General features: G+C 56.7%; 19 protein-coding genes. 4 read left to right on the top strand and 15 right to left on the bottom strand.

Annotation, left to right across the window (positions count from 1 at the left end):
* Positions 1 to 67 precede the first annotated feature (67 nt).
* Complete coding sequence (locus tag KW828_RS14800) at positions 68 to 1993, top strand: methyl-accepting chemotaxis protein (RefSeq protein WP_218337042.1); 1926 nt, start codon at positions 68 to 70, stop codon at positions 1991 to 1993.
* On the opposite strand, the gene KW828_RS14795 is transcribed toward KW828_RS14800, so the two are convergent.
* A complete protein-coding gene (locus tag KW828_RS14795) occupies positions 1990 to 3609 on the bottom strand; it encodes an isovaleryl-CoA dehydrogenase (protein ID WP_218337041.1) in 1620 nt (539 codons plus the stop codon). The genes KW828_RS14800 and KW828_RS14795 overlap by 4 nt on opposite strands.
* 253 nt (positions 3610 to 3862) lie before the next feature.
* Here KW828_RS14795 and treZ point away from each other — a divergent pair, with 253 nt between their 5' ends.
* From treZ to glgX, 3 genes are read left to right on the top strand one after another with little or no spacing between them, the layout of a single operon-like run.
* Positions 3863 to 5650 carry a malto-oligosyltrehalose trehalohydrolase gene (gene treZ, locus KW828_RS14790; RefSeq protein ID WP_218337040.1) on the top strand — a complete coding sequence of 596 codons (1788 nt, stop codon included), beginning with the start codon at positions 3863 to 3865 and terminating at the stop codon, positions 5648 to 5650.
* A 41-nt stretch (positions 5651 to 5691) separates the two neighbouring features.
* On the top strand, positions 5692 to 8166 hold the full coding sequence (gene treY / locus KW828_RS14785; RefSeq protein ID WP_371316130.1) for a malto-oligosyltrehalose synthase: 2475 nt from the start codon (positions 5692 to 5694) through the stop codon (positions 8164 to 8166).
* A gap of 15 nt (positions 8167 to 8181) precedes the next feature.
* Positions 8182 to 10257, top strand: coding sequence for a glycogen debranching protein GlgX (glgX, locus tag KW828_RS14780; RefSeq protein WP_218337038.1), 2076 nt, complete (start codon positions 8182 to 8184; stop codon positions 10255 to 10257).
* A gap of 72 nt (positions 10258 to 10329) precedes the next feature.
* Here glgX and KW828_RS14775 read toward each other — a convergent pair whose 3' ends face one another.
* From KW828_RS14775 to hflK, 14 genes are all read right to left on the bottom strand, one after another.
* Positions 10330 to 11493 (bottom strand): glutathionylspermidine synthase family protein, encoded by a 1164-nt coding sequence (locus KW828_RS14775; protein ID WP_218337037.1) that lies wholly within the window; start codon positions 11491 to 11493, stop codon positions 10330 to 10332.
* Between the two features lie 2 nt (positions 11494 to 11495).
* Entirely contained in the window at positions 11496 to 12119 is a 624-nt protein-coding gene (locus KW828_RS14770; RefSeq protein ID WP_218337036.1) for a DUF1190 domain-containing protein, read from the bottom strand.
* 9 nt (positions 12120 to 12128) lie between these two features.
* Positions 12129 to 12527: a DUF350 domain-containing protein gene (locus KW828_RS14765; RefSeq protein ID WP_218337035.1), complete on the bottom strand. Its 399-nt coding sequence runs from the start codon at positions 12525 to 12527 to the stop codon at positions 12129 to 12131.
* 14 nt (positions 12528 to 12541) lie between these two features.
* The gene (locus tag KW828_RS14760; RefSeq protein ID WP_218337034.1) at positions 12542 to 13195 is read right to left on the bottom strand and encodes a DUF2491 family protein; all 654 of its coding nucleotides are present in this window, start codon (positions 13193 to 13195) and stop codon (positions 12542 to 12544) included.
* Positions 13192 to 14262 (bottom strand): potassium channel family protein, encoded by a 1071-nt coding sequence (locus KW828_RS14755; protein WP_218337033.1) that lies wholly within the window; start codon positions 14260 to 14262, stop codon positions 13192 to 13194. Before KW828_RS14755 ends, KW828_RS14760 begins: the two co-directional genes overlap by 4 nt.
* The gene (locus KW828_RS14750) at positions 14262 to 14960 is read right to left on the bottom strand and encodes a PspA/IM30 family protein (RefSeq protein ID WP_218337032.1); all 699 of its coding nucleotides are present in this window, start codon (positions 14958 to 14960) and stop codon (positions 14262 to 14264) included. The genes KW828_RS14755 and KW828_RS14750 overlap by 1 nt, the downstream gene beginning before the upstream one ends.
* 15 nt (positions 14961 to 14975) lie before the next feature.
* Positions 14976 to 15377, bottom strand: a complete 402-nt coding sequence (locus KW828_RS14745; RefSeq protein WP_218337031.1) for a YjfI family protein — start codon at positions 15375 to 15377, stop codon at positions 14976 to 14978.
* A 122-nt stretch (positions 15378 to 15499) separates the two neighbouring features.
* The gene (rlmB, locus tag KW828_RS14740) at positions 15500 to 16231 is read right to left on the bottom strand and encodes a 23S rRNA (guanosine(2251)-2'-O)-methyltransferase RlmB (RefSeq protein WP_218337030.1); all 732 of its coding nucleotides are present in this window, start codon (positions 16229 to 16231) and stop codon (positions 15500 to 15502) included.
* 99 nt (positions 16232 to 16330) lie between these two features.
* Positions 16331 to 18796 carry a ribonuclease R gene (gene rnr, locus KW828_RS14735; protein ID WP_218337029.1) on the bottom strand — a complete coding sequence of 822 codons (2466 nt, stop codon included), beginning with the start codon at positions 18794 to 18796 and terminating at the stop codon, positions 16331 to 16333.
* Positions 18797 to 18834: 38 nt separating this feature from the next.
* On the bottom strand, positions 18835 to 19260 hold the full coding sequence (gene nsrR, locus KW828_RS14730; RefSeq protein ID WP_088220541.1) for a nitric oxide-sensing transcriptional repressor NsrR: 426 nt from the start codon (positions 19258 to 19260) through the stop codon (positions 18835 to 18837).
* Between the two features lie 166 nt (positions 19261 to 19426).
* Positions 19427 to 20725, bottom strand: coding sequence for an adenylosuccinate synthase (locus tag KW828_RS14725; protein WP_218337028.1), 1299 nt, complete (start codon positions 20723 to 20725; stop codon positions 19427 to 19429).
* 102 nt (positions 20726 to 20827) lie between these two features.
* Entirely contained in the window at positions 20828 to 21025 is a 198-nt protein-coding gene (locus tag KW828_RS14720; protein ID WP_088220539.1) for a DUF2065 family protein, read from the bottom strand.
* An 81-nt stretch (positions 21026 to 21106) separates the two neighbouring features.
* A complete protein-coding gene (gene hflC, locus KW828_RS14715) occupies positions 21107 to 22111 on the bottom strand; it encodes a protease modulator HflC (RefSeq protein ID WP_218337027.1) in 1005 nt (334 codons plus the stop codon).
* Positions 22112 to 22113: 2 nt separating this feature from the next.
* On the bottom strand, positions 22114 to 23370 hold the full coding sequence (gene hflK, locus KW828_RS14710; RefSeq protein WP_218337026.1) for an FtsH protease activity modulator HflK: 1257 nt from the start codon (positions 23368 to 23370) through the stop codon (positions 22114 to 22116).
* Positions 23371 to 23428 lie beyond the last annotated feature (58 nt).

The raw sequence follows: 23428 nt of genomic DNA, 5'->3' as shown, positions 1-23428 counted from the left end.
TAGATCCGCTAAATTTTAGCGCGTAAATGCCGTTGAACGAGCACACCTTTCGATCAATGGATATTTTATGAACGCTTCTTTTCGCCATGCCGGTCTGGGCACCAGGCTTTCTTTACTGACAGGCGTGAGCGTTGCGGTGCTTTTCCTGTTGTTCACCTTCCTGATGAGTCGTAACGCCAGCCAGCAGCTCGAAACCCTCGCCGTCGAAGATCTTCACAGTCAGTCCACCGGTGTGGTGGATATGGTTGAGATGTTTAACACCAGCCTCACCGAGGAAGTAGAAAGCTATACGCGGTTATTCAGTAGCTTTGTTCCGCAGCCGGTCAGCGTGGATATTACGCAAACCCGCACCATTCAGGGGATCACGGTGCCGCTGTTGAAAGGCGGTGACAGTGAACTGCATGAGAATAATGCCGTACCGGACGATTTCCTCAACCGTACAGGTGCCATTGCGACCCTGTTCGTGCGCAGCGGTGATGATTTTGTGCGCGTGGCGACCTCGCTGCGTAAAGAAAACGGCGATCGCGCCATCGGCACAAAACTGGATCAAACCAGCCCGGCGCTGGCTCCCGTCATGCGCGGCGAGGCCTATCGTGGCCTGGCGCTGCTGTTCGGCAAACGCTATATCACCCAGTATCAGCCGGTAAAAGATGCCAGCGGCAATATCATTGCCATTCTGTTCGTCGGCGTGGACATCAGCCGTTCGTGGGCCATCATGCGCGATAAGATCCTGCAACGCCGCCTCGGCGAAAGCGGGCATTTCTACGTGCTGGATCGCAACGCCGGTAAAAATTACGGTAATTACCTGTTCCATCCGCGCGAAGAAGGAAAGCGTCCACAGTGGGATGACGCCACGCAGAAAGCGCTGCTCGGCAGCGAATCCGGTACGCTGGCGCGCACCGATGCCGACGGCAATACGCAAATGATCTCCTGGACCGCCCTGCCCGGCTGGAACTGGACGGTTGTCGGGGAAGTGGATAAAGCCGTGCTGTTGCGCGATGTGAATACCATGCGTAACCAGTTCCTCATTGCCGGTGTGGTGATCTCGCTGCTGTTTGCCGCGCTCTTTGTGGTGATCATCCGCCGCTGGCTGACCCGCCCGCTGCGCGATGTGATTCAGATGGCACAGCGCTATGCTTCCGGGGATTTACGCGCCACGCTGGACGTGAAAAGCAAAGATGAAGTGGGTCAGTTGATCGAAGCCATCAACGGCATCGGCCACGGTCTGCAAACTATGGTGCAGCAGGTGCGCGAAGCGGCGGGTGAGATTAATCAGGGCACCAGCACCCTGGCCGCCGACAGCGGCGAGATCACCGAGCAGATCAACAAGCAAGCCAGCAGCGTGGAAGAAACCTCCGCCAGCATGGAACAGCTTGCCGCCACCGTGCAGCAAACCGCGGAAAACATGGATCAGACCCAGCGTCTGGTGCATGAAACCTCCGGCGCGGTCCAGCAAGGCGGCCAGACGGTCAGCCGTGCGGTTGCGACCATGAACGATATTCGTGACGCCTCCCAGCGTATCGCCGCCATTACTCAGGTGATTGAATCTATTGCCTTTCAGACCAACATTCTGGCGCTAAACGCCGCCGTGGAAGCGGCGCGGGCGGGTGAGCACGGTAAAGGGTTCGCCGTAGTCGCGCAGGAAGTTCGCGCACTGGCGGCGCGCAGTGCGCAGGCGGTGAAGGAGATCGAAGAGCTGATCGCCGACACGCTGGCGAAAGTCGCTGAAGGTCACGCCCTGTCAGAACAGACGCAGAAGGCGATGTCGGCGATTATCGACCACATGGGCAATATCAATCAGCTGGTGACCGAGATCAACCACGCCTCCCGCGAGCAGTCTGCCGGTATCGGCCAGGTGAATCTGGCGATGACGCACATTGGCGAAGCCACGCACATCAACGCCGATCGCGCGTCACGCAGTGAAAACATTGCCCGCACGCTGCGTGAAAAAGGCAGCCATCTGAGCCAGCTGGTCAGCCTGTTCCGCCTTTAACCCACCCCGCCCGTGGCGCGTGACAGCAGGTGGTTTTGCACCTGCTCGTCGATCAGTGAGCCGCCACGGGTATCCAGCATCATCTGACACCAGGCCTGCGCCAGCGGCGGTGACGCATGGCGCAGCAGCTGTGCGCCCGCCGCCAGCCGGTAAAGTTGCCGGGCGATCTCCCGGGCCTGGGCTTCCTGCGGTTTACGCAGTTGCTGCTGTAACTGCCGCCAGGCGCGGTCAAAATGGCGATCCTGGCCTTTGACCTCGCCGAACGCCTGTGCCAGTAGATCCATCACGCCATGCTGTTTTGCCAGCACGCGCAGCACGTCCAGACACATGATATTGCCGGAACCTTCCCAGATGCTGTTGACCGGCATTTCACGGTACAGACGCGGCAGTTCGCTCTCCTCGCAATAGCCAATGCCGCCGAGCACCTCCATCGCTTCCGCCACAAAGGGAATGCCCGCCTTGCAGACGGCGAATTTCGCCACCGGCGTAAACAGTCGCGCCCACAGTGCCGCCAGGGGATCGGTACGATTATCCAGCGCCCCCGCCAGCTGGAACAAAAAGGCCGTTTGCCCTTCCAGCTGCAACGCCATGCGGCTGAGCACGTCACGCATCAACGGCTGATCGACCAGATTTTTGCCGAAGGCCTGGCGCTGATGCGCATGATAAAGCGCGACGGAAAACGCGCGGCGCATCAGGCCGTGGCTACCCAGCGCGCAATCGACGCGCGTCAGACCGCCCATTTTCAGGATCTGCCGCACGCCGTCACCTTCCTCGCCGAGCAGCCAGCCGCAGGCGTCCTGAAATTCCACTTCGCTGCTGGCGTTCGATCGGTTGCCGAGCTTGTCTTTCAGCCGCTCAAGGCGCACGCCGTTGCGCGTGCCGTCCGGCAGAAAACGCGGCACGAAGAAGCAGGACAGACCACCGCTCGCCTGCGCCAGCACCAGATGCGCGTCGCTTTGCGGCACCGAGAAAAACCATTTGTGGCCCACCAGTCGGTAAACATCGCCGCTTTTTTCCGCCCGCGTGGTATTGCTGAGCACGTCCGAGCCGCCCTGCTTTTCCGTCATCCCCATGCCGATCAGCAGGCCGCGTTTTTGGGCGCCGGGCAAGACATGCGGATCGTAGCGATCGCTTAACAGCGGTTTTAGCCAGTCGCGAAACGGTGCGGGCAGGGTTTGTTGCAGCAGCGGCGTGGCGGCAAAGGTCATGGTCACCGGGCAGAGCGTGCCCGCTTCGACCTGCGCATGCAGCACAAAGCGCGCCGCACGCGCGACAAAAGATCCCGCCCGCGCGTCGTCTTCCCACGCCAGATTATGTACCCGGTTGGCGCACAGTCCCTGCATCAGCAGGTGCCAGGCCGGGTGGCAACGCACATCATCCAGCCGTTCTCCGGTGCCGTCATAACGCAACAGTTCAGGCGGATTAACATTGGCCAGGCGTCCCAGTTCAAGGGATTCCGCCGTGCCAAGCTGCTGACCAATACTCGCCAGCAGTTCGGCGTCCCAGCCCGCCCCTTCCCGCACCACGGCATCACGCAGCGAGGCGTCTGAAAGAAAAAGATTGCTGTTATTGAGCGGCAACGGTTGATTAAAAACTGTATGGGTTTGCCAGCGCATTCTGAGTCCCTCCTTCATTGGCATTACAGGTAAGTATGGATAGCGGTAAGGATTTTGGTGCAGAGCATTGTCACAAAAGCGTGAGTCGCGCCCGCAGACGCCGCTCTGCTGCCCGATGTTGTGCCGCGTTCTTCTTTATCGGAAGCCCTTTCAGTTGCCGTATCTGAACTATGATTGTTTTGCAACTGCGGTGGGGAACGTGACCATTGCACATCGATTCAGTGCTCACTGATGAGCTATACGGGGTAATTGTATGACGTCCAGGACCTTTACGAAAAGTTGGGGGGCCGAATACACAGAGGCCAATGCCGTGCGTTTTCGTCTGTGGGCTTCCGGTCACTCCAGGGTAATGCTCCGGCTTTCCGGGGAAGACAAAGAAATGAATGCGGTCGGCGACGGCTGGTTTGAACTGACCGTGCCTGGCGTTGCGCCGGGTGCGGAGTACCAGTATGTCCTGCCCGACGGCATGGCCGTTCCGGATCCCGCCTCGCGCGCGCAGAAAGCCGATGTGAACGGCCCGTCGCTGGTCGTCGATCCCGCCCACTATGCCTGGCAGAACACCGACTGGCAGGGTCGCGCGTGGGAAGAAACCGTGGTGTACGAGATGCACATCGGCACCTTTACACCCGAGGGCACATTCCGCGCCGCCATCGATAAACTGCCGTACCTCGCGCAGACCGGCATCACCATGATCGAAGTGCTGCCCGTGTCGCAGTTCGGCGGCAATCGTGGCTGGGGCTATGACGGCGTGCTGCTGTACGCTCCGCATGCGGCCTATGGCTCCCCGGATGATTTCAAGGCGTTTATCGACGCCGCGCACGGTCACGGGCTGTCTGTGGTGCTGGATATTGTGCTCAACCATTTTGGGCCGGAAGGTAACTATCTGCCGCTGCTTTCCCCGGCATTCTTCCACAAAGAGCGCCATACGCCCTGGGGCGCAGGCATCGCCTATGACGTGGACGCCGCACGCCGCTATATGCTGGAAGCGCCGCTCTACTGGCTGGAAGAGTACAACCTCGACGGCCTGCGTTTTGACGCCATCGATCAGATTGAAGACACCTCAGACACGCATCTGCTGATCGAGATCGCCGAACGCATTCGCGAGCGCATCACCGATCGGCCCGTACACCTGACCACCGAAGATAGCCGTAACGTCACCTTCCTGCATCCGCGCGAAAAAGACGGTTCGGTGCCGCTGTTTACCGGCGAGTGGAACGATGATTTTCACAACGCCGTACACGTTTTTGCCACTGGCGAAACGCATGCGTATTACCAGGATTTTGCCCGCGAGCCGGAAAAACTGGTGGCCCGTACGCTGGCGGAAGGTTTTGCCTATCAGGGGGAGATCTCCGCGCACTCCGGCGAGCCGCGCGGCGTGAAAAGCACCGACCAGCCGCCCACTGCGTTTGTGGATTTCATCCAGAACCATGACCAGACCGGCAACCGCGCCCAGGGCGATCGTCTGATTTCGCTGGCGGGGGCCGAGCGCACCCGCGTGCTGCTGGCAATGCTGCTGCTATCGCCGCATATCCCGCTGCTGTTTATGGGTGAAGAGTACGGCGAAACCCATCCGTTCCTGTTCTTCACTGATTTCCATGGCGATCTGGCGAAAGCCGTCCGCGAAGGCCGCGCCAGAGAGTTTGAAGGTCATGCGGGTCATGAAGGGGAAAGCGTCCCGGATCCGAATGCCGAAGAAACCTTTGCCCGCTCAAAACTCGACTGGCAGAAGCTGGATACGCCGGAAGGTCAGGAGTGGCAGGCCTTTACCCAGGCGCTGCTCGACGTGCGTCGGCAGTACATCGTTCCGCTGCTGTTAACGGCGGGTGGCAACAGCGGCAAGGTGGTGGAGACGGATGAAGGGTATCTCGCCGTCACCTGGCGCTTCCCGCAGGGCACGCTTTCCATGGCGCTGAATATCAGCGATCGACACCAGCCGCTGCCGGATCAACCCGGCGAGACTATCTATGTCTGGCGCTCCCCGGCCGCCGATCTGCCGCCGAATTCCATTATTGTCCGTCTTGCTCCGGGAGATGTATCGTGAGTATCCCAACCGCGACTTACCGAATTCAGTTCCGCAACGGCATGACTTTTGATCGTGCCGCCGCGCTGGTGCCGTACCTGAAACGACTCGGCATCAGCCATCTTTATGCATCCCCGGTGTTTACCGCCACCAGCGGCTCGACCCACGGCTACGACGTCACCGACGCCAATGAAATCGATCCGACCCTCGGCGGGCGTAAAGGCTTTGACCGCATGGCGCAGGCGCTGAAAGCCGCCGGTCTGGGTCTGATCATCGATATTGTGCCGAATCACATGGCCGCCTCGCTGGAAAATCCCTGGTGGCGTGATGTGATCGAGCATGGCGAAGACAGCCGCTACGCGCGGCACTTCGACATCGACTGGTCACGCCGTCTGACCCTGCCGTTCCTCGGCGATACCTTTGAGGCGGTGCTGGCGAACGATGAGATCAGCGTCCAGCCCGATCCGCAAACCGGACGCCCGGCGCTGGCCTATTTCGACAACTTTTATCCGCTGACCCCCGCCAGCTGGCAGGGGCGTGAGGCAGAGGTGCTGGCGCTGACCGACAAGGCGGACATCGCGGCGCTGCACGAGCAGCAGCCGTGGCGCTTAATGTCCTGGCGCGATGCGCCGCGCGATCTCTCCTATCGCCGCTTCTTTGAGATCACCGGGCTGGCTGGCGTGCGCGTGGAAGACGACACCGTATTTGATGATACCCACCGGCTGATCCTCGAACTGGTGCATTCCGGCGCGGTGGACGGCCTGCGGGTGGATCATGTGGATGGCCTTGCGGATCCGCAGGCCTATCTGGCGCGTCTGCGTGAAACTGCCGGGCCTGAGTGCTACATCACCGTCGAAAAAATCCTCGGCAAGGGCGAACATATTCCCGAAGACTGGCCGATCTCCGGCACGACGGGTTACGAGTTTATTGCCGCCCTCTCTGACGTGCTGGTGGATGACGATAAGCTGGATGCGCTGCGCCAGGCCTACGATGAGGCGGTCGGCAAACCGGTGGATATGAAAGCCGAACTGCGCGCCGCCAAGCTGCTGATGGTGGATCGTAATTTTGAAGGCGAGTTCACCACCCTGCTGCGGCTGGCGATGGACATTGCCGCCACGCAGCACCGCACGCTGGACGAAACCCTGGTGCGCGCCGCCCTGCGTGAGCTGCTGGTCGCCTTCCCGGTTTACCGCACCTATGGCACCGCCAGTGGACTGCCGCAGGCCAGCCAGCAACTGCTGCAAAAAGTGGTCGCGCGGGTAAAAAACAGCGATTACGCCCCGGATACGGCGGCGCTCGATTTCGTGGCGGCGATCCTTGCCAGCGACGAACCGGCGGCCGCCACCTTCCGCGCCCGTTTCCAGCAGCTTACCGGCCCGCTGATGGCGAAGTCGGTGGAAGACACGCTGTTCTTCCGTCAGCACATGGATCTGGCCCTGAACGAAGTGGGCGCTGAACCGCTGCCGCGCGTCTTCTCTCTTGATCGTTTCCACGCCGAGATGAAAACCCGCCTCGATCGGCAGCCGGATGCGCTGTCGGGCACCTCGACCCATGACACTAAACGCGGCGAAGACGCGCGTGCGCGACTGTACTCCCTCACCGAAGCGCCGGATGACTGGGCGGCGCATGTCGTGCGCTGGCACCAGATGAACGACAGCAAAGTTACTGTGCTGTTTGATGGTCCGACGCCAAAGCCAGAGCTGGCCTGGATGCTGTATCAGGCGCTGGCGGGCGTCTGGCCGGTAACGCTGACGCCCCAGGACACCGCCGGTTTACAGGCGCTGGAAGAACGTTTTATCCCGTTCGTGGAAAAGGCGCTGCGTGAAGCGAAGCTGCGCACTGACTGGGCCGACAGCAATGACGTGTATGAGACGGTCGTGCTCGACTATGCCCGTCACCTGCTCTCCCCGGATAACCAGGCGTTCCTTGAAGACTTTTACCAGACGCTGCAACCCTTTGTCCGCGCAGGGCTGGTCAACAGCCTGACCCAGACGGTGATCAAACTCACCGCCCCCGGCGTGCCGGATATTTATCAGGGCAGCGAAACGCTCAACTTCAGCCTTGTCGATCCCGATAACCGTCGCGAGCCGGATTTCGCCGCCCTTGAACAGCACCTGTTCAGCGATGACGAACCGGTGCCGACCTCAGAGGCAGACTGGATGAGCGGTGCGCTCAAGCAGCAGGTGATCACCCATGTGCTGCACTATCGCCAGCGTAAACCCGATCTGTTCCGCCGCGGTGACTATGTGCCGCTGGCCGCCACGGGTGACAACGCCGATCACCTCATCGCTTTTGCCCGTCAACAGGGCAGTGATGCGCTGATCGTTATCGCACCGCGCCTGGTGCTACCGATGCAGCAGGCGAGCGATGCACTGACCACGCCACAGCGCTGGCCACAGACAGCGGTGACGCTGCCTGCGACGCTGGCAAACCGTCGTTACCGGGATCTTCTCACCGGCGAGGAAGTCGTGCTGACTGACCAGATCCACCTTGAAAATGTTGATTGCTGTTCGTCTGTCATATACGTAAGCCAATGAGTTAAGAGGGAATAAATGTCTGATAATAATAGTTTTAAAGTTCTGGCGGGAACCAGCGAACGGCTTGGCGCCAATTTTGATGGTGAGGGTGTCAACTTTGCGCTTTTCTCTGCACATGCAGAACGTGTTGAACTTTGTCTGTTCGATCAGGACGGTAAAACCGAGATCGCCCGTCTGGATCTGCCGGAGTATACGCATGAAATCTGGCATGGTTACGTGCCGGGCCTGCAACCGGGCGCGCTCTACGGCTATCGCGTCTATGGCCCGTACGATCCGGAAAACGGCCACCGCTTTAACCCTAACAAGCTGCTGCTCGACCCTTATGCCCGTGAGCTGGCAGGCGACATCGAATGGAACGACGCGCATTTTGCCTACGAGCTGCTGCATGAAGACAAAGATCTGACGTTTGATACGCAGGACAGTGCGCCCTTTACGCCGAAATGCCGGGTCATCGATCCTAATGAATTTGACTGGCATGATGAGAACCGCCCGAACATTCCGTGGTCGCAAACGGTGCTCTATGAAACCCATGTGAAGGGCTTTACGCAGCTCAATTCCGCTATTCCGGAAGCACTGCGCGGCACCTACGAAGGCATGGGCCATCCGGCGACGGTGGAGTACATCAAGAGCCTCGGCGTGACCTCCGTGGAACTGCTGCCGGTGCACTGGTTCCCGGACGATCAGCATCTGCTGGATAAGGGGCTGAAGAACTTCTGGGGCTATAACACCCTCGGCTTCTTCGCGCCGGCCTCGCGCTATTTCGGGCCGAACGGCATTCAGGGTTTCCGCGACATGGTGCGTGCTTACCACGATGCGGGCATCGAGGTGATCCTCGATGTGGTGTACAACCATACGGCAGAGGGCAATGAACTCGGCCCGACGCTCTCCTTTAAGGGCATCGATAACTTCTCCTATTACCGCACCATGCCGGATCAGCATCGTTATTACATCAACGATACCGGCACCGGTAATACGGTAAACACCTCGCACCCGCGCGTGTTGCAGATGATCATGGATTCTCTGCGTTACTGGGCAGAATCGATGCATATCGACGGTTTTCGTTTCGACTTAGGCACTATTCTTGGTCGTGAGCCGGAAGGTTTTGACCAGCGCGGCGGCTTCTTTGACGCCATCATGCAGGATCCGGTGCTGTCGAAACTGAAGCTGATCGGTGAGCCGTGGGACATCGGACCGGGTGGCTATCAGGTGGGCGGTTTCCCGCCAGGCTGGGCGGAATGGAACGACAAATACCGCGATACGGTGCGTGAGTACTGGAAAGGCGTCAACGTCTCTACCGACTTTGCCGCGCGTCTGTTAGGCTCCGGCGATATTTACGATCTGCGTGGCCGCCGTCCGTGGTCGAGCGTTAACTTTATCACCGCTCATGACGGCTTCACGCTCAACGATCTGGTGTCCTATAACGAGAAGCACAACGACGAGAACGGCGAAGACAACAACGACGGTCATAACGATAACCGCTCCTACAACTACGGCGCAGAAGGCCCGACGGACGACGAAGGCATCAACAACGTGCGTGAGCGCCAGAAGCGTAACTTCCTCACCACGCTGTTCCTGTCCCACGGCTCCCCGATGCTGCTGGCAGGCGATGAGTTTGGCCGCAGTCAAATGGGCAACAACAACGGCTACTGCCAGGACAGCGAAATTTCCTGGGTTCACTGGGATAATTTGCCGGAAAGCAGTGAAGCACTGCGCGAGTTCACCCGCAAGCTGATCAAGATGCGTGCGAAGCAGCCGCTGCTGCGCCGTGAAAGCTGGCGCGACGGCACGGAGATCAAGTGGTTCAACGCCGGCGGCGGTTATCAGCAGCCGGAGCAGTGGGATGAAGGCTCGACGCTGGGCGTCTCACTGACCCGCCACGATTTGCAGGACGAAGAAGGTCTGTGGCACGAGGTGCTGGTGCTGTTCAACCCGTTCGAAGGCAACGTGCCCTTCCTGATCCCGCAGTCGACGGATGAGGGGTGGATGCTGGAACTGACCACATCCGATACCGCCAAACGCGGGCTGATCATTACCAAAGAGAAAGCGTTCGAGCTGGAAGGCCGCAGTATCGCGCTGTTCAGAAGACCGTAACGCGCGTTGCTGTCATAAAAAAAGGGCCATCACGTTGATGGCCCTTTTTATTGCCTGTACAACAGCCTGCAACTACCCGGCAATGTAATGTGGAACAAAGCGTGAAGTATCTTTGGTGATCAACGAGATATCTTCGCGGATACCCATGCCTACCGCCTCATCGTCCACCACCCAACTGCCGATTAACGTATAGCTGTCACCAAAGCGTGGCAGCGGCGAGAAGGCCTGGTAAATCATTGGCTCATTGGCGTAATCCCCTTCCTCATGTACCAGCATATTATGCTGACCATCAAAGATAGTGACGTTACCACCTTCGCGAGAAAACAACGGCTTGCGTACATAACCCATGCCGGGCGACACCACCGGCGTTTCGCCGTCAAACCATGCCGGCAGCAGGTTGGGATGGCCGGGGAAGAAGCGCCACAGTAGCGGCAACAGCCCCTTATTGCTGAGTACGCTTTTCCACAGCGGCTCGATCCACTGCTCGCTACGCTTACGCAGCAACGGACCGTTTTCATCGCGCATCATCCACTCCAGCGGATAGAGTTTAAACGCCTGGCGGATGACGTTATCGTCCAGATCGGTCAGTACGCCGCCCACACCGAGACCTAAATCGTCAATATAGATAAAGCGCGTATCCAGCCCCGCCTGGCGGGCGCAGTCTTCCAGATAGAGCACCGTACCGCGATCTTCTTCAGTATCTTTACAGCAACAGAAATAGAGCGGGTTCACATCGCGTATTTCTGCGAAGCGGGCGATCAGCTTGTCCTGAATATTATTGTACTGATCGGCGTCACGAGGGATCAGCCCGCTACGGCGAGCATCTTCCAGCCACAGCCACTGAAAATAGGCAGATTCATACAGGGAGGTTGGCGTGTCAGCATTGTATTCCAGCAATTTCACCGGATCCTTCCCGCACCAGACGAAATCCATGCGCCCGTAGAGCGAAGGATCGTTATCGCGCCAGCTTTCGGCGATGGCATCCCAGTACAGCGCCGGGATCGCCAGTTGGTCGAGCAGGCCGTCATCTTTGATCACGCGATCGACCACCTCCAGACACATTTGATGCAGCTCCGCGGTCGGCTTCTCAATTTGATCCTCGATCTGCCGCAGCGTGAAGCGGTACGCACGGCTCTCGTCCCAATAGATCTCATCGTCAATGATATGAAAATCAAAACCGTGCTCGCGGGCGATCCTCTCAAGCGCGGGGCGTACAGGCACTTCATGACGTAACATGCCTAGCCTCCCCAGCTGCCGCGGGCGCTGGATGAACGACCGTATCCGCCACGCGAGACAGTAGTGGCTTTTCTGGTGGTAATGGCGTGCTTGGTCGTCGCAGCACTGCCGCCGCCGGAGCGCCAGGCATAATCTCCCTGTGATGTGCGCCAGACGGCGCGGGAAGCGTAATTGTTGCCGCCATATACATAGTGGTAGTCGTCGTCGCGATCTTTCCGGATCTGCTGGCTTAACAGAAAGCCGGTCATCATCGGTATCCAGCTTTCACCGTAGCGATCGTAAAAGCAGTTGCCGTATTGCTCTGTACAAAAGCTTTGCGACATTGATTTTGGATATTCGCTTTCAAATTTCGTTTTGGCGTTATTCCATGCGTCCGCACAAATTTGCGCGCTGTTACCATCGTCAATGCAGCTATCTACCGTGGAATAAAAGACGCCATCACCGTTATTGTCGTCCTGGTCGTTATCGGCACAACCTTTTAACGCAAAGAACGCGGCCCCGCCCATCAGCGCCAACGTCAGATAACGACCGCTTTTACGTTTGCCCGCGGTGGCATTTCCGTATTGCTTAAATTCGGTCTGCTTCGCAGGGTTAACTGTTTGGTTTGATCTTCTCTTTCTGGCCATAATTATCCATTACCATGTCATGCAGGCGGCGTTGAAAATACCGCCCGCCAGCGCAGCCGTTCCCATAAACAGGCCAGCAGCAAGATTTTTATTGATAATTTTCTCACTCAGGTTATGCATATATAAACGTACACCGCCATACACCATTAATTGCACAACTAATGCAATAAGTCCCCAGATGAGATAATCAGGAATACTGACCGCATTAATAGCGGCGCTGGACAGGGGCACAATGTATCCCAGCAGCGTACCGCTAAACGCCATTGAGCCAGCAAGATTATTATTTTTAATCAACTGCCATTCATTATGCGGGGTTATTTTCGTGTAAATAAACAGAAAACAGAGCACCATCGCAATGCCAATAAAAAAATACGAACAAAACGCCAGTATGGGATCCAGAATATGCATTTTACCTTCCTTAATTAGCCAACAACCTTTATTGAGGTTAACGGAATATCAACGCCCAGCGCACGCGAAAATAACCACTCTGGTTCGTCGTCGTCATTAAAGGTTTCCTCACCGGTTAATAACAAATATTCGAACAGCTCTTCGCTGACCTGGCGCTGATAAGCCATCATAAAATTGTGTACGTCCCAGCACTCACCCTCGGTATTCACCACGTTTTCTATCGCGTGGATCGGCGCAATCCGCCCTGCTTCCTCGGCATTGAATACGCGCTGCCAGGTGGCGTTCTGCCAGCGAATTTGTCTGTCGCCCAGACTGCTCAAGGTGTCTTGCCAGGCTTTCGCACCCGAAATACCGCTGCTGTCCTGATAAACAAACAATTTAATATCGTCGATATTTTCGCTTTCCTGACCGCCGGTGGTACTGATTTGCAGGAACTCATCGCCGGAGGTGTAGTAGCGATGAATGGCGCTCCCGGCCCCTAAATCAAAGGTGCCACAGGCGCTGACGGTATACATCTCGCCGGGAATGCTTATCTGTAACTGGTCTTCGCACAGGCGAAACATCAGCGTCTCGAGCGTGAAACCTGCCTGTTTATGTAAACCGAGCGGCCCGCGAGTCAGGGTTGGCGCGGCCTGGTTGCCAAACAAACGACTAAAAAAACCTGTCATACGATTTTACCTATCTCGTGCCATGCAACGTCTTTCGCATGGATGCGTTGATTACCAATCAGATGCAGCCACAAACCGCCATTAACAGGCGTGGCGATGACCGGATTCAGCTCCATCCCACGACCGTTTTTACAACTGCTGATCCCCATCACCGTCGCATCGTGGTGATATTTCATATACGAGAATAATTCGCCGTAGCTGACGGGCTTAATATCCTGCGGCACACGCAGCACATAGCCGGTATCCCCCAGCATCGGGTTCATAATGGATGAAACGGATTGCGATGAACCGGGATCCTGGAGGGAACGAGATAGCTGCTCGGCAGACAAACTGCGGACAATCTCAATATCCGGACAGTGCGACGCCAGCAACGCGGCATAGTCGTCATTCTCCAGCCAGGCGACGATGTGACTGTTGGCGGGCACCGCATTTACCACAGAGAGCGCCACCGATAATGTCTGCTCATCCGTTGGCGGATAAATCATGACGCTCTGGCAATGTGCCAGCCCCATTCGCTGATGCTCTGCGGGATCGCTAAAACTGCGAATTTTAATGAAATCGACCTGCTCGTTGCCTGGCAGCGGATGTTCTATTTCCTCCTGCACACACAACAGGACGCGCGAAAATGTCTGTCGCGCATCGTAGAGCAGCAAAGAAATAATTTTTTCGGTTTGCTGCCCGCGCCAGCCGACAATCACCACGTGATCGCGTAAATAGTGATAGCTGCCCATCCCCATCATCCCTTTATGCAAAAAACCCTGTACCAGGGCGATGGTTTTCCCCATCGCCGCGCCAAACAATCCCACACCCACGGGAATTTGCCAGAGCGCCGTAAACAAGCGTCCACCCGGCGTCTGCGGGGTTAAATCACCAAACCCCAGCGTTGAGCCGACCACCGAGCAATAGTAAATAAAGGTGCTCAACTGACCGACCAGCGTCGCCTCGCCCAGTAATCTGAACAGCAGATAACAAAGCATGTAGTGACCAACAAAGAGAAGACTCAGCGCGGGCCACGTCAGGCGACGCAGGTGATGCTGGCAGGTTTTAATCACCCACGAGATAAACATTACTCGCCTTGCTGACGTTGCAGGCGCGCCAGCACATCCTGAGCTGAGGTTTTATTGCTGCCGCCGATCCCCGCCTGCGCCAGTTTTTCATCCAGATCGCGGCCATCGGCCACTTTCTCCAGCTGCATCGCCGCATCCAGTCGCGCCTGACGTTCCGCCTGACGAGTCTGTAAACGCTTGAGCGAATCTGCCGCCGTCGCCACGCTGCCGGATGCGCCCACGGTAGAAACCGTCACCGCTTGCTGCGCACGTTGCATCGCCTCGGTGGCGGTGATCACTTCCATCTGCTGCTCAAACTGCGAAATACGCGCAGCCGTCATATCCACGGCTTTCTCTACCGCATCACGGGACGCTTCAAGGTTAGTGAGCACCTGCTGTTCAATGGTGATGGCGTTTTCCAGACGGGCAATCTCTTCTGCCACCTCGTTTAACAGCACGGCATCAACGTTCTTTTCCATCGCCTGTAACGCGCGCGTTTCATAGCTCGCTTTGCGGGTACGTAAATCGATGAGCTTATTCTTACTGAGCGTGACGCGTGCCATCAGGTCAACGCGGGATTGGCCTGCTTTGTTCAGTTCAGCTTTAGCATTTCGAATATGTTGTTGCAGTAAACGTACACCCTGCGTTTCTTCGATGGTTTCTTCCGTCTGCGCCACATACGAACGTCCAAGGGTAAAAAGGTTCTTTAAAATTCCCATGACAAACTCCTGTTATTAATGCGTAAATTCATCCGTTATTTCAGCCAGGTCGATGGCATTTTCCGCCAGCGCGCTGATTTCTAATAAAATATCATCCAGGGAAGAGTGTAATGAAAGCGCGCCAAACGCGACGTAATATTCTTCTCCCTGCAACAGCGAAATACCGACGGAAGAAAGCGGAAGGAGTTTCTGATTGCGCAGCAGGAACAAATTAAATTCATCCTGGTTGTTAATTTCCCGTACCGGACAAATATAAGTTTCAATAATAAGTTGATGAGATGTGAAGACAATATTTAATTGAAGATCGCCATAATCATTCATTTTAATTATGAGAGATTCAATTTCATTCACGGTTTCAATATTTAGCGCAGGCGTGTCTGATAACACTCCGGCTAGTGACGCGGGAGTCCATACCATTTATTTGTATCCTTAGTTGATCCATTACAATATATAAAGGCGGGTTATATTTTAATGCGGAGATATAATAGCAGTCTCTAAAAATAAATAAACCACCCTCGCGGGTGGTTTTATGTAAAGGATCAACCGCGCTGGCGTACTGCTTCGAACAGGCAGATACCGGTCGCCACCGAGACGTTCAGCGAGGAGACGCTGCCCGCCATCGGAATGCTGATCAGTTCATCGCAGTGCTCGCGGGTCAGACGGCGCATACCTTCACCTTCCGCGCCCATCACCAGCGCCATCGCGCCAGTCATTTTGCTCTGGAACAGCGTGTGATCGGCTTCGCCCGCCGTACCGACGATCCAGATATTCTCTTCCTGCAACACGCGCATGGTGCGCGCCAGGTTGGTGACGCGGATCAGCGGCACGTTTTCGGCAGCGCCACAGGCAACTTTTTTCGCCGTCGCATTGAGCTGCGCAGAGCGGTCTTTCGGTACGATGACCGCATGGACGCCAGCCGCATCGGCGCTGCGCAGACAGGCGCCGAGGTTGTGCGGATCGGTAACGCCATCGAGGATCAGGAAAAATGGCTTATCGAGGCTTGCGATCAGATCCGGCAGATCGTTTTCCTGATACTGACGACCCGGTTTCACCCGCGCAATGATCCCCTGGTGGACCGCGCCTTCGCTTTTCTCGTCCAGAAACTGACGGGAGGTGACCTGCACCGGAACGCCCTGCGCTTCCAGCGCATGGATCAGCGGCATCAGGCGCTTGTCTTCGCGTCCTTTCAGAATAAAGACTTCCTGAAAGCGCTCAGGGGCGCGTTCCAGCAGTGCCTGCACCGCGTGGATGCCATAAATCATTTCACTCATAAGATACTCGTGTAGGGCGGGCTACGCCGCGTTGTACGCATTTCTGTGCATTATAACTGAGGGAGGCTCCCCCTTTATAGCGAAAGGGGGAGGATTGTTTTATTCAGCGACTTTCTTTTTTGCTGCGCGTTTTGCTTTGGTGGCCGCCGCGATTTTTTGCGTTTTCGCCGATGGCGCTGCCTTCGGCTTTTTCTCTTTCTTCGCTTTCGGCTGCGCGCTGTCCGGGTTTTTGGCTTTTGGTTTGCCTTTCTCACCACGGAACGCGTTGTCCGGCTCGAAGTTCACTTTTTTACCAACCTGACGACGGCGGCTGCTATTGCGTCCTGGCGCGCCTTTTTTGGCTTTTTCGCGTTCGGTTTTGCCGACGTTACGCGGCGCACGTTCGCTGGAGATCAATGTGAAGTCGATTTTACGCTCGTCCATGTTGACCGCTTCCACGCGCACTTCCACACGGTCGCCCAGGCGATAGGTTTGCCCGCCAGATTCGCCAATCAGACGCTGGCCGACCTGATCGAAACGGTAGTAGTCGTTGTCGAGGGACGAGACGTGCACCAGGCCGTCGATAAACAGATCGCTCAGGCGCACAAAGAAACCAAAGCCGGTAACGCTGGCAATGACGCCAGAGAAGGTGTTGCCGACTTGATCCTGCATAAAGTCGCATTTCAACCAGTCGGAGACTTCGCGCGTGGCTTCGTCGGCACGGCGTTCCGCCATGGAGCAGTGCTGGCCCAGTTGCAGCATCTCTTCCACGCTGTAGTGCCAGCCGCCGGTTTCGGTGCTGTCGCCTTCATGGCCCTGCTCTTTCGCCAGCAGGTATTTGATGGCGCGGTGCAGCGAGAGGTCGGGATAACGACGGATCGGCGAGGTAAAGTGCGCATACTGTTGCAGCGACAGACCAAAGTGACCACGGTTTTCTGGATCGTAAATCGCCTGTTTCATCGAGCGCAGCAGCATGGTTTGCAGCATTTCATGATCGGGACGATCGGCGATGGATTCCAGCAGCGCGGCGTAATCGCCCGGCTCCGGTTTGCTGCCGCCCGGCAATTCCAGGCCCAGCTCCGCCAGTACCGAGCGGAATGAGGTGATCGCTTCGTTGGTCGGACGGTCGTGAATACGGAACAGCGCCGGCTCTTTCGCTTTCTCGACAAAACGCGCTGCCGAGATGTTGGCGAGGATCATGCACTCTTCGATCAATTTGTGGGCGTCGTTACGTTCGGTCAGCTCGATACGCTCAATACGGCGTTCAGCGTTGAAGATAAACTTCGCTTCTTCGCTCTCAAAGGAGATGCCACCGCGCTCTTCACGCGCCTGGTTCAGCGTTTTGTAGAGGTTGTGCAACTCTTCGATGTGCGGCACCAGCGGCGCATACTGCTGACGCAGTTCCTGATCGCCTTCCAGCATGTGCCAGACTTTGGTGTAGGTCAGGCGCGCATGGGAGCTCATCACCGCTTCATAGAATTTGTAGCCGGTTAAGCGGCCTTTGGTGGAGATAGTCATCTCACACACCATACAGAGACGGTCAACCTGCGGGTTAAGCGAGCACAGACCGTTGGAGAGCACTTCCGGCAGCATCGGCACTACCTGCGACGGGAAGTAAACCGAGGTGCCACGGTTGTGCGCTTCGTCGTCCAGCGCTGTGCCAGGGCGTACGTAATAGCTGACGTCGGCAATGGCTACCCACAGACGCCAGCCGCCACCGCGTTTTTTCTCACAGTAGACCGCATCGTCGAAGTCGCGGGCGTCTTCGCCGTCGATGGTGACCAGCGGCAGGTTGCGTAAATCAACGCGACCTGATTTCGCCGCTTCCGGCACCTGCTCGCTAAGCGTGGCGATCTCGTCTTCGACAGCTTTCGGCCAGACGTAAGGGATTTCATGGGTACGCAGCGCCATATCAACAGCCATGCTGGTGCCCATGTTATCGCCCAGCACTTCGACAATTTTGCCGATGGCTTTGGTGCGACGGGTCGGACGCTGGGTCAGTTCAACCACCACCACGAAGCCCATACGCGCGCCCATGATCTCTTCCGGCGGCACGAGGATGTCAAAGCTCAGACGGCTGTCATCCGGCACCACAAAGCCCACACCGGCGTCGGTGAAGTAGCGGCCCACGATCTGCCCGGTACGCGGCTCCAGCACGCGCACGATACGCGCTTCGCGGCGGCCTTTACGGTCAGCGCCGAGCGGCTGCGCCAGCACGATGTCGCCGTGCATGCACATTTTCATCTGCTCAGAAGAGAGATAGAGGTCGTCTTTACGGCCTTCAACGCGCAAGAAGCCGAAGCCATCGCGGTGACCGATGACCTTGCCTTTTAGCAGGTCGAGACGTTCCGGCAGCGCGTAGCACTGACGGCGGGTGAAGACCAGTTGCCCGTCGCGCTCCATGGCGCGCAGGCGGCGACGCAGCCCTTCGAGCTGTTCTTCACCTTCGATATTGAGTTCTACCGCCAGTTCTTCGCGGTTAGCGGGTTTTTCGCGTTTGGATAAGTGATCGAGAATGAATTCACGACTGGGGATAGGGTTGGCGTACTTTTCAGCTTCGCGGTCCTGGAAAGGATCTTGTGACATTGCGGTTCCTCCGTTGTCAGCTCTGGCGGAAATTTCTGTCATTCCACCAGCAATAATTTATAAAGCGGTTGATTCTCTTCAACCAGGTCGGCCAGCGTGTAGCTGTCCAGCTCCTTTAGAAAGCTCTGCACGGCCTGGGAAAGGGCCTTTTTCAGGCGGCAGGCAGGTGTGATATGGCAAAATGCGCTGCTGCAATTGACCAGTGTCAGCGGCTCCAGCTCACGCACAACATCACCGATACCTATATCACGGGCTGGCTTACCCAGCCGGATCCCGCCGTTTTTACCCCTGACGGCCGTCACATATCCTGCCCGGCTCAGCTGGTTGATGATTTTGACCATGTGATTACGGGACACACCGTACACTTCTGTCACTTCAGAAATACTGGTCATTCGCCCTTCCGGTAACGACGCCATGTAGATTAAGGCTCGCAATCCGTAATCGGTGAAACTCGTTAACTGCACATCAACCTCAGGAAATAAGAAAAAACGCGGGACACCCGTGGTGTATTGACAGTATTGATGATAAACCAGCCACCAGCCAGGCTGCTAATTTATTTAGAATTGAGCGGTGATGGGTATGCGAAATAACTGAAAAACAAGGGGCGCTATGAAGGCGCCCCTGGCGTGATTATGCGTCGAACGGGTCGCGCAGGATCATAGTTTCAGAACGGTCAGGACCGGTAGAGATAATATCGATCGGTACGCCCGTTAATTCTTCAATACGCTGAATGTAGTTCAGCGCCGCCTGCGGCAGGCCGCTACGTTCTTTCACACCAAAGGTGGTTTCTGACCAGCCCGGCATGGTTTCGTAAATCGGCTCGATGCCTTCCCAGTCGTCGGCAGCCATCGGCGTGGTGGTCACTTCGCGGCCATCCGGCAGACGGTATGCCACGCAGATTTTCACTTCTTTAAGACCATCCAGCACATCAAGCTTGGTCAGGCAGAAGCCAGACAGGGAGTTGATCTGCACCGCACGGCGCACCGCAACCGCATCCAGCCAGCCGGTACGACGGCGACGACCGGTGGTCGCACCGAACTCGTTACCCTGTTTGCACAGGAACTCGCCGATGTCGTCAAACAGTTCCGTCGGGAACGGACCTGCGCCAACGCGGGTGGAGTAAGCTTTGATGATGCCGAGCACGTAATCCACATAGCGAGGACCGATACCGGAACCTGTCGCCACGCCACCTGCGGTGGTGTTGGAGGAGGTCACGTACGGATAGGTGCCGTGGTCGATATCCAGCAGCGTACCCTGCGCACCTTCGAACATGATGAAATCACCACGTTTACGCGCCTGGTCGAGCAGATCGGAGACGTCCACCACCATGGAAGTGAGGATGTCGGCAACCGCCATCACATCGTCCAGCACTTTCTGGTAGTCAACGGCTTCAACTTTGTAGAAGTTAACCAGCTGGAAGTTATGATATTCCAGCACTTCTTTGAGTTTTGTAGCGAAGGTGTCTTTGTCAAACAGGTCGCCAACGCGCAGACCGCGACGGGCCACTTTATCTTCGTAGGCCGGGCCGATACCACGACCAGTGGTGCCGATAGCTTTCGCACCGCGCGCTTTTTCACGCGCTACGTCCAGCGCCACATGATAATCGAGGATCAGCGGGCAGGCTTCAGACAGCAGCAGACGCTCGCGAACCGGGATACCGCGGTCTTCCAGTTCTTTCATCTCTTTCATTAACGCAGCAGGAGACAGCACCACGCCGTTACCAATGATGCTGGTGACGTTATCGCGGAGAATACCTGATGGAATAAGATGGAGAACGGTTTTTTCACCGTTGATTACGAGAGTATGGCCTGCGTTGTGACCGCCCTGGTAGCGTACAACAAATTTAGCCCGTTCAGTCAGGAGATCGACGATCTTCCCTTTACCTTCGTCACCCCATTGGGTGCCCAGTACGACGACGTTGTTACCCATTTTTCAAGATCACCGTTTGCTTAAAAAAGGATTCTACCATCGCTTTTTCTGATTATCAGCACTTTTTACCCGCTAATTTCGCCAACTCTGCGTGCTTTTCCTTCAGCCAATCGTTTTCCTCAACATATAGTAGACAACGACGCCTGCAACCACTAGACCACCGCCAAAACGACGTAAAACGTTATCGGGAAGTTGAATGAGTGCGCCGATCATTCGTCGCCATGCGCGGGGATAAAGCATCGGCCCGAGGCCTTCCAGTACCAGTACGAGCGCCAGTGCAAGCCAGATTGTGGTGTTCATTTATGAGGATCCCTGAATGAGAAAACCACCGGTCCCTGAAGAACCCGGTGGTCTTTAGCAGTTAAAACAGTCTGGCGGTACTTATCGTACGGCGTTGCCCGGCGTCTTCATATAGCGGAAGAAATCGCTGTCCGGGCTGAGCACCATCACGTCCTGGTTGCTCTGGAAGCTGTTCTCATAAGCACGCAGGCTACGAATGAAGGCGTAGAAGTCAGGATCCTGGCTAAAGGCATCAGCAAACAGTTTTGCCGCTTCGGCATCCCCTTCACCACGCTGGATACGGCCTTCACGCTCGGCTTCTGCCAGCGTTTTCGTCACTTGATAATCGGAGGCGGCGCGCAGCTTCTCAGCTTCTTCCTGGCCCTGTGAACGGTGGCGACGGGCAACCGCTTCACGCTCGGCGCGCATACGGTTGTAAATCGCTTCCGACACTTCGTTCGGCAGGTTGATCTGCTTGATACGCACGTCGACCACTTCAATACCTAACGCCGCCATACTGTTCGGGTTCACCACCGGCACTTTTCCGTTGGTTTCCGCCGTGATGCGTTTCGCGGCTTTCGCGATTTCGTCATCGGCAGCAGGCGTTGCCACTTCATCTTCGGTGCCAGCAGAGCCTGAGTTCAGAGCATCGCGCACTTCCAGCGTCAGACGACCACGGGAATCGGTCACAATGTCTTTCACGTCCAGACGACCAATCTCAGAACGCAGACGGTCAGAGAACTTACGTTTCAGCAGCACTTCCGCCTGAGAAACGTCGCCACCACCGGTTGCCAGGTAGTAACGGCTGAAGTCGCTGATGCGCCACTTGATATAGGAATCAACAATCAGGTCTTTCTTCTCTTTGGTCACAAAGCGGTCGGCCTGGTTATCCATGGTCTGGATACGGGCGTCGAGCGTTTTAACCGCTTCGATAAACGGCAGTTTGAAATGCAGACCCGGTTCAAAGACCAGCGGTTTGTTTTCGTCGTCGCGGAGGACTTTACCAAAACGCATGGTAATGCCGCGCTCGCCTTCTTTCACCACGAAAATAGACGTATAGAGCACGACCAGCACGATAATAATTACCGCAATAATAGACTTACGCATCGTTATTCCCCCTGACGCTGTGAGTCGTTACGCTGCGCGTTAGCACGGCGTTGGTCCATGATGTCACCCTGGCTGGCAGTCGGTGCTGTGCCGGCATTGCTGCCGGAGTTTGAGGCAGGCGGCAGGCGCAACAGATTGTTGGCACCGTTAGTCTCACTCTTTGCTCCGCTGGCGTTACCGCCTTTCAGCATCTGATCCAGTGGCAGTACCATCAGGTTGCCGCCTTTATCGTTAACCAGCACTTTGCGGGTGTGGCTCAGCACTTTTTCCATGCTTTCGATATACAGACGTTCACGGGTAATTTCCGGTGCGGCTTTATATTCCGGCAGCAGCTTGGCAAAACGCGCCACTTCACCCTGTGCTTCCAGGATGGTCTGCGTGCGGTAAGCGCGGGCTTCTTCCAGAATACGCTGTGCCTGACCGTTCGCACGCGGCTGGACTTCGTTCGCGTAGGCTTCCGCTTCACGGATGGACTGCTGTTCGTTTTCACGCGCGGCAATCGCATCATCAAAGGCGGCCTGTACGGCTTCCGGTGGACGTGCCGCCTGGAAGTTCACGTCCAGCAGGGTGATACCCATGTTGTACGGACGGATCGTCTCTTCCAGTTCACGCTGGGTATCGCTACGAATAACGGTACGGCCTTCGGTGAGGATACGGTCCATAGTGTATTTGCCGATCACGCCACGCAGGGCGCTGTCGGTAGCCTGACGCAGGCTGTCATCCGCGCTGGTCACGCTAAAGAGATAGTGCTGCGGATCGGTCACGCGGTACTGCACGTTCATTTCCACACGCACGACGTTTTCGTCGGAGGTCAGCATCACGCCGGAGGCCGCCAGTTCACGGACGGATTCAACGTTTACCGCCGTCACGTTGTCGATGAACGTAGGCTTCCAGTTAAGGCCTGGCTCAACCAGATGGCTGAATTTACCGAAACGGGTGACGACACCGCGCTCGGCTTCTTTAATGGTGTAGAAACCGCTGGCAGCCCAGATAATGACGGCGGCCGCAGCGACGATACCGACCACACGTCCACCCATATGACTGCGAGGACCTGGCGCGGAGCTTCCCCCGCCTGAACCGGTGCCTTTACCCCCGCCCAGACCGCCGAGCTTTTTGCTCAGCTTACGGAAAATATCATCTAAATCAGGCGGCCCCTGTTCGCGACCGCCTTTGTTTCCCCCAGAGTTACCGTCGGGCTTGTTGCTGCTTCCCCACGGGTCGCGGTCTTGTCCGTTATTACCGGGCTGATTCCACGCCATGTTTGTGCTCCATATTTGTTATGCGGTGATACCCCCAGAGGGGGAATGTCTTCAGGTG

Origin of the sequence: Enterobacter sp. ENT03, from assembly GCF_019218745.1 — a bacterium.
In the GTDB taxonomy this organism is placed as follows: domain Bacteria; phylum Pseudomonadota; class Gammaproteobacteria; order Enterobacterales; family Enterobacteriaceae; genus Enterobacter_D.
Note: the sequence above shows the minus strand (reverse complement) of the source record. Positions and strands in the feature narration are given on the sequence as shown.

Excerpts from the sequence above, each read along its gene's own strand:
- glgX (WP_218337038.1), top strand. The coding sequence starts at position 8,182 with ATGTCTGATAATAATAGTTTTAAAGTTCTGGCGGGAACCAGCGAACGG.
- treZ (WP_218337040.1), top strand. The coding sequence starts at position 3,863 with ATGACGTCCAGGACCTTTACGAAAAGTTGGGGGGCCGAATACACAGAG.
- KW828_RS14760 (WP_218337034.1), bottom strand. The coding sequence starts at position 13,195 with ATGACAGGTTTTTTTAGTCGTTTGTTTGGCAACCAGGCCGCGCCAACC.
- treY (WP_371316130.1), top strand. The coding sequence starts at position 5,692 with ATGACTTTTGATCGTGCCGCCGCGCTGGTGCCGTACCTGAAACGACTC.
- KW828_RS14755 (WP_218337033.1), bottom strand. The coding sequence starts at position 14,262 with ATGTTTATCTCGTGGGTGATTAAAACCTGCCAGCATCACCTGCGTCGC.
- KW828_RS14745 (WP_218337031.1), bottom strand. The coding sequence starts at position 15,377 with ATGGTATGGACTCCCGCGTCACTAGCCGGAGTGTTATCAGACACGCCT.
- hflC (WP_218337027.1), bottom strand. The coding sequence starts at position 22,111 with ATGCGTAAGTCTATTATTGCGGTAATTATTATCGTGCTGGTCGTGCTC.
- KW828_RS14725 (WP_218337028.1), bottom strand. The coding sequence starts at position 20,725 with ATGGGTAACAACGTCGTCGTACTGGGCACCCAATGGGGTGACGAAGGT.
- KW828_RS14770 (WP_218337036.1), bottom strand. The coding sequence starts at position 12,119 with ATGGCCAGAAAGAGAAGATCAAACCAAACAGTTAACCCTGCGAAGCAG.
- KW828_RS14720 (WP_088220539.1), bottom strand. The coding sequence starts at position 21,025 with ATGAACACCACAATCTGGCTTGCACTGGCGCTCGTACTGGTACTGGAA.
- rnr (WP_218337029.1), bottom strand. The coding sequence starts at position 18,796 with ATGTCACAAGATCCTTTCCAGGACCGCGAAGCTGAAAAGTACGCCAAC.
- KW828_RS14795 (WP_218337041.1), bottom strand. The coding sequence starts at position 3,609 with ATGCGCTGGCAAACCCATACAGTTTTTAATCAACCGTTGCCGCTCAAT.
- KW828_RS14765 (WP_218337035.1), bottom strand. The coding sequence starts at position 12,527 with ATGCATATTCTGGATCCCATACTGGCGTTTTGTTCGTATTTTTTTATT.
- hflK (WP_218337026.1), bottom strand. The coding sequence starts at position 23,370 with ATGGCGTGGAATCAGCCCGGTAATAACGGACAAGACCGCGACCCGTGG.
- rlmB (WP_218337030.1), bottom strand. The coding sequence starts at position 16,231 with ATGAGTGAAATGATTTATGGCATCCACGCGGTGCAGGCACTGCTGGAA.
- KW828_RS14750 (WP_218337032.1), bottom strand. The coding sequence starts at position 14,960 with ATGGGAATTTTAAAGAACCTTTTTACCCTTGGACGTTCGTATGTGGCG.
- KW828_RS14775 (WP_218337037.1), bottom strand. The coding sequence starts at position 11,493 with ATGTTACGTCATGAAGTGCCTGTACGCCCCGCGCTTGAGAGGATCGCC.
- KW828_RS14800 (WP_218337042.1), top strand. The coding sequence starts at position 68 with ATGAACGCTTCTTTTCGCCATGCCGGTCTGGGCACCAGGCTTTCTTTA.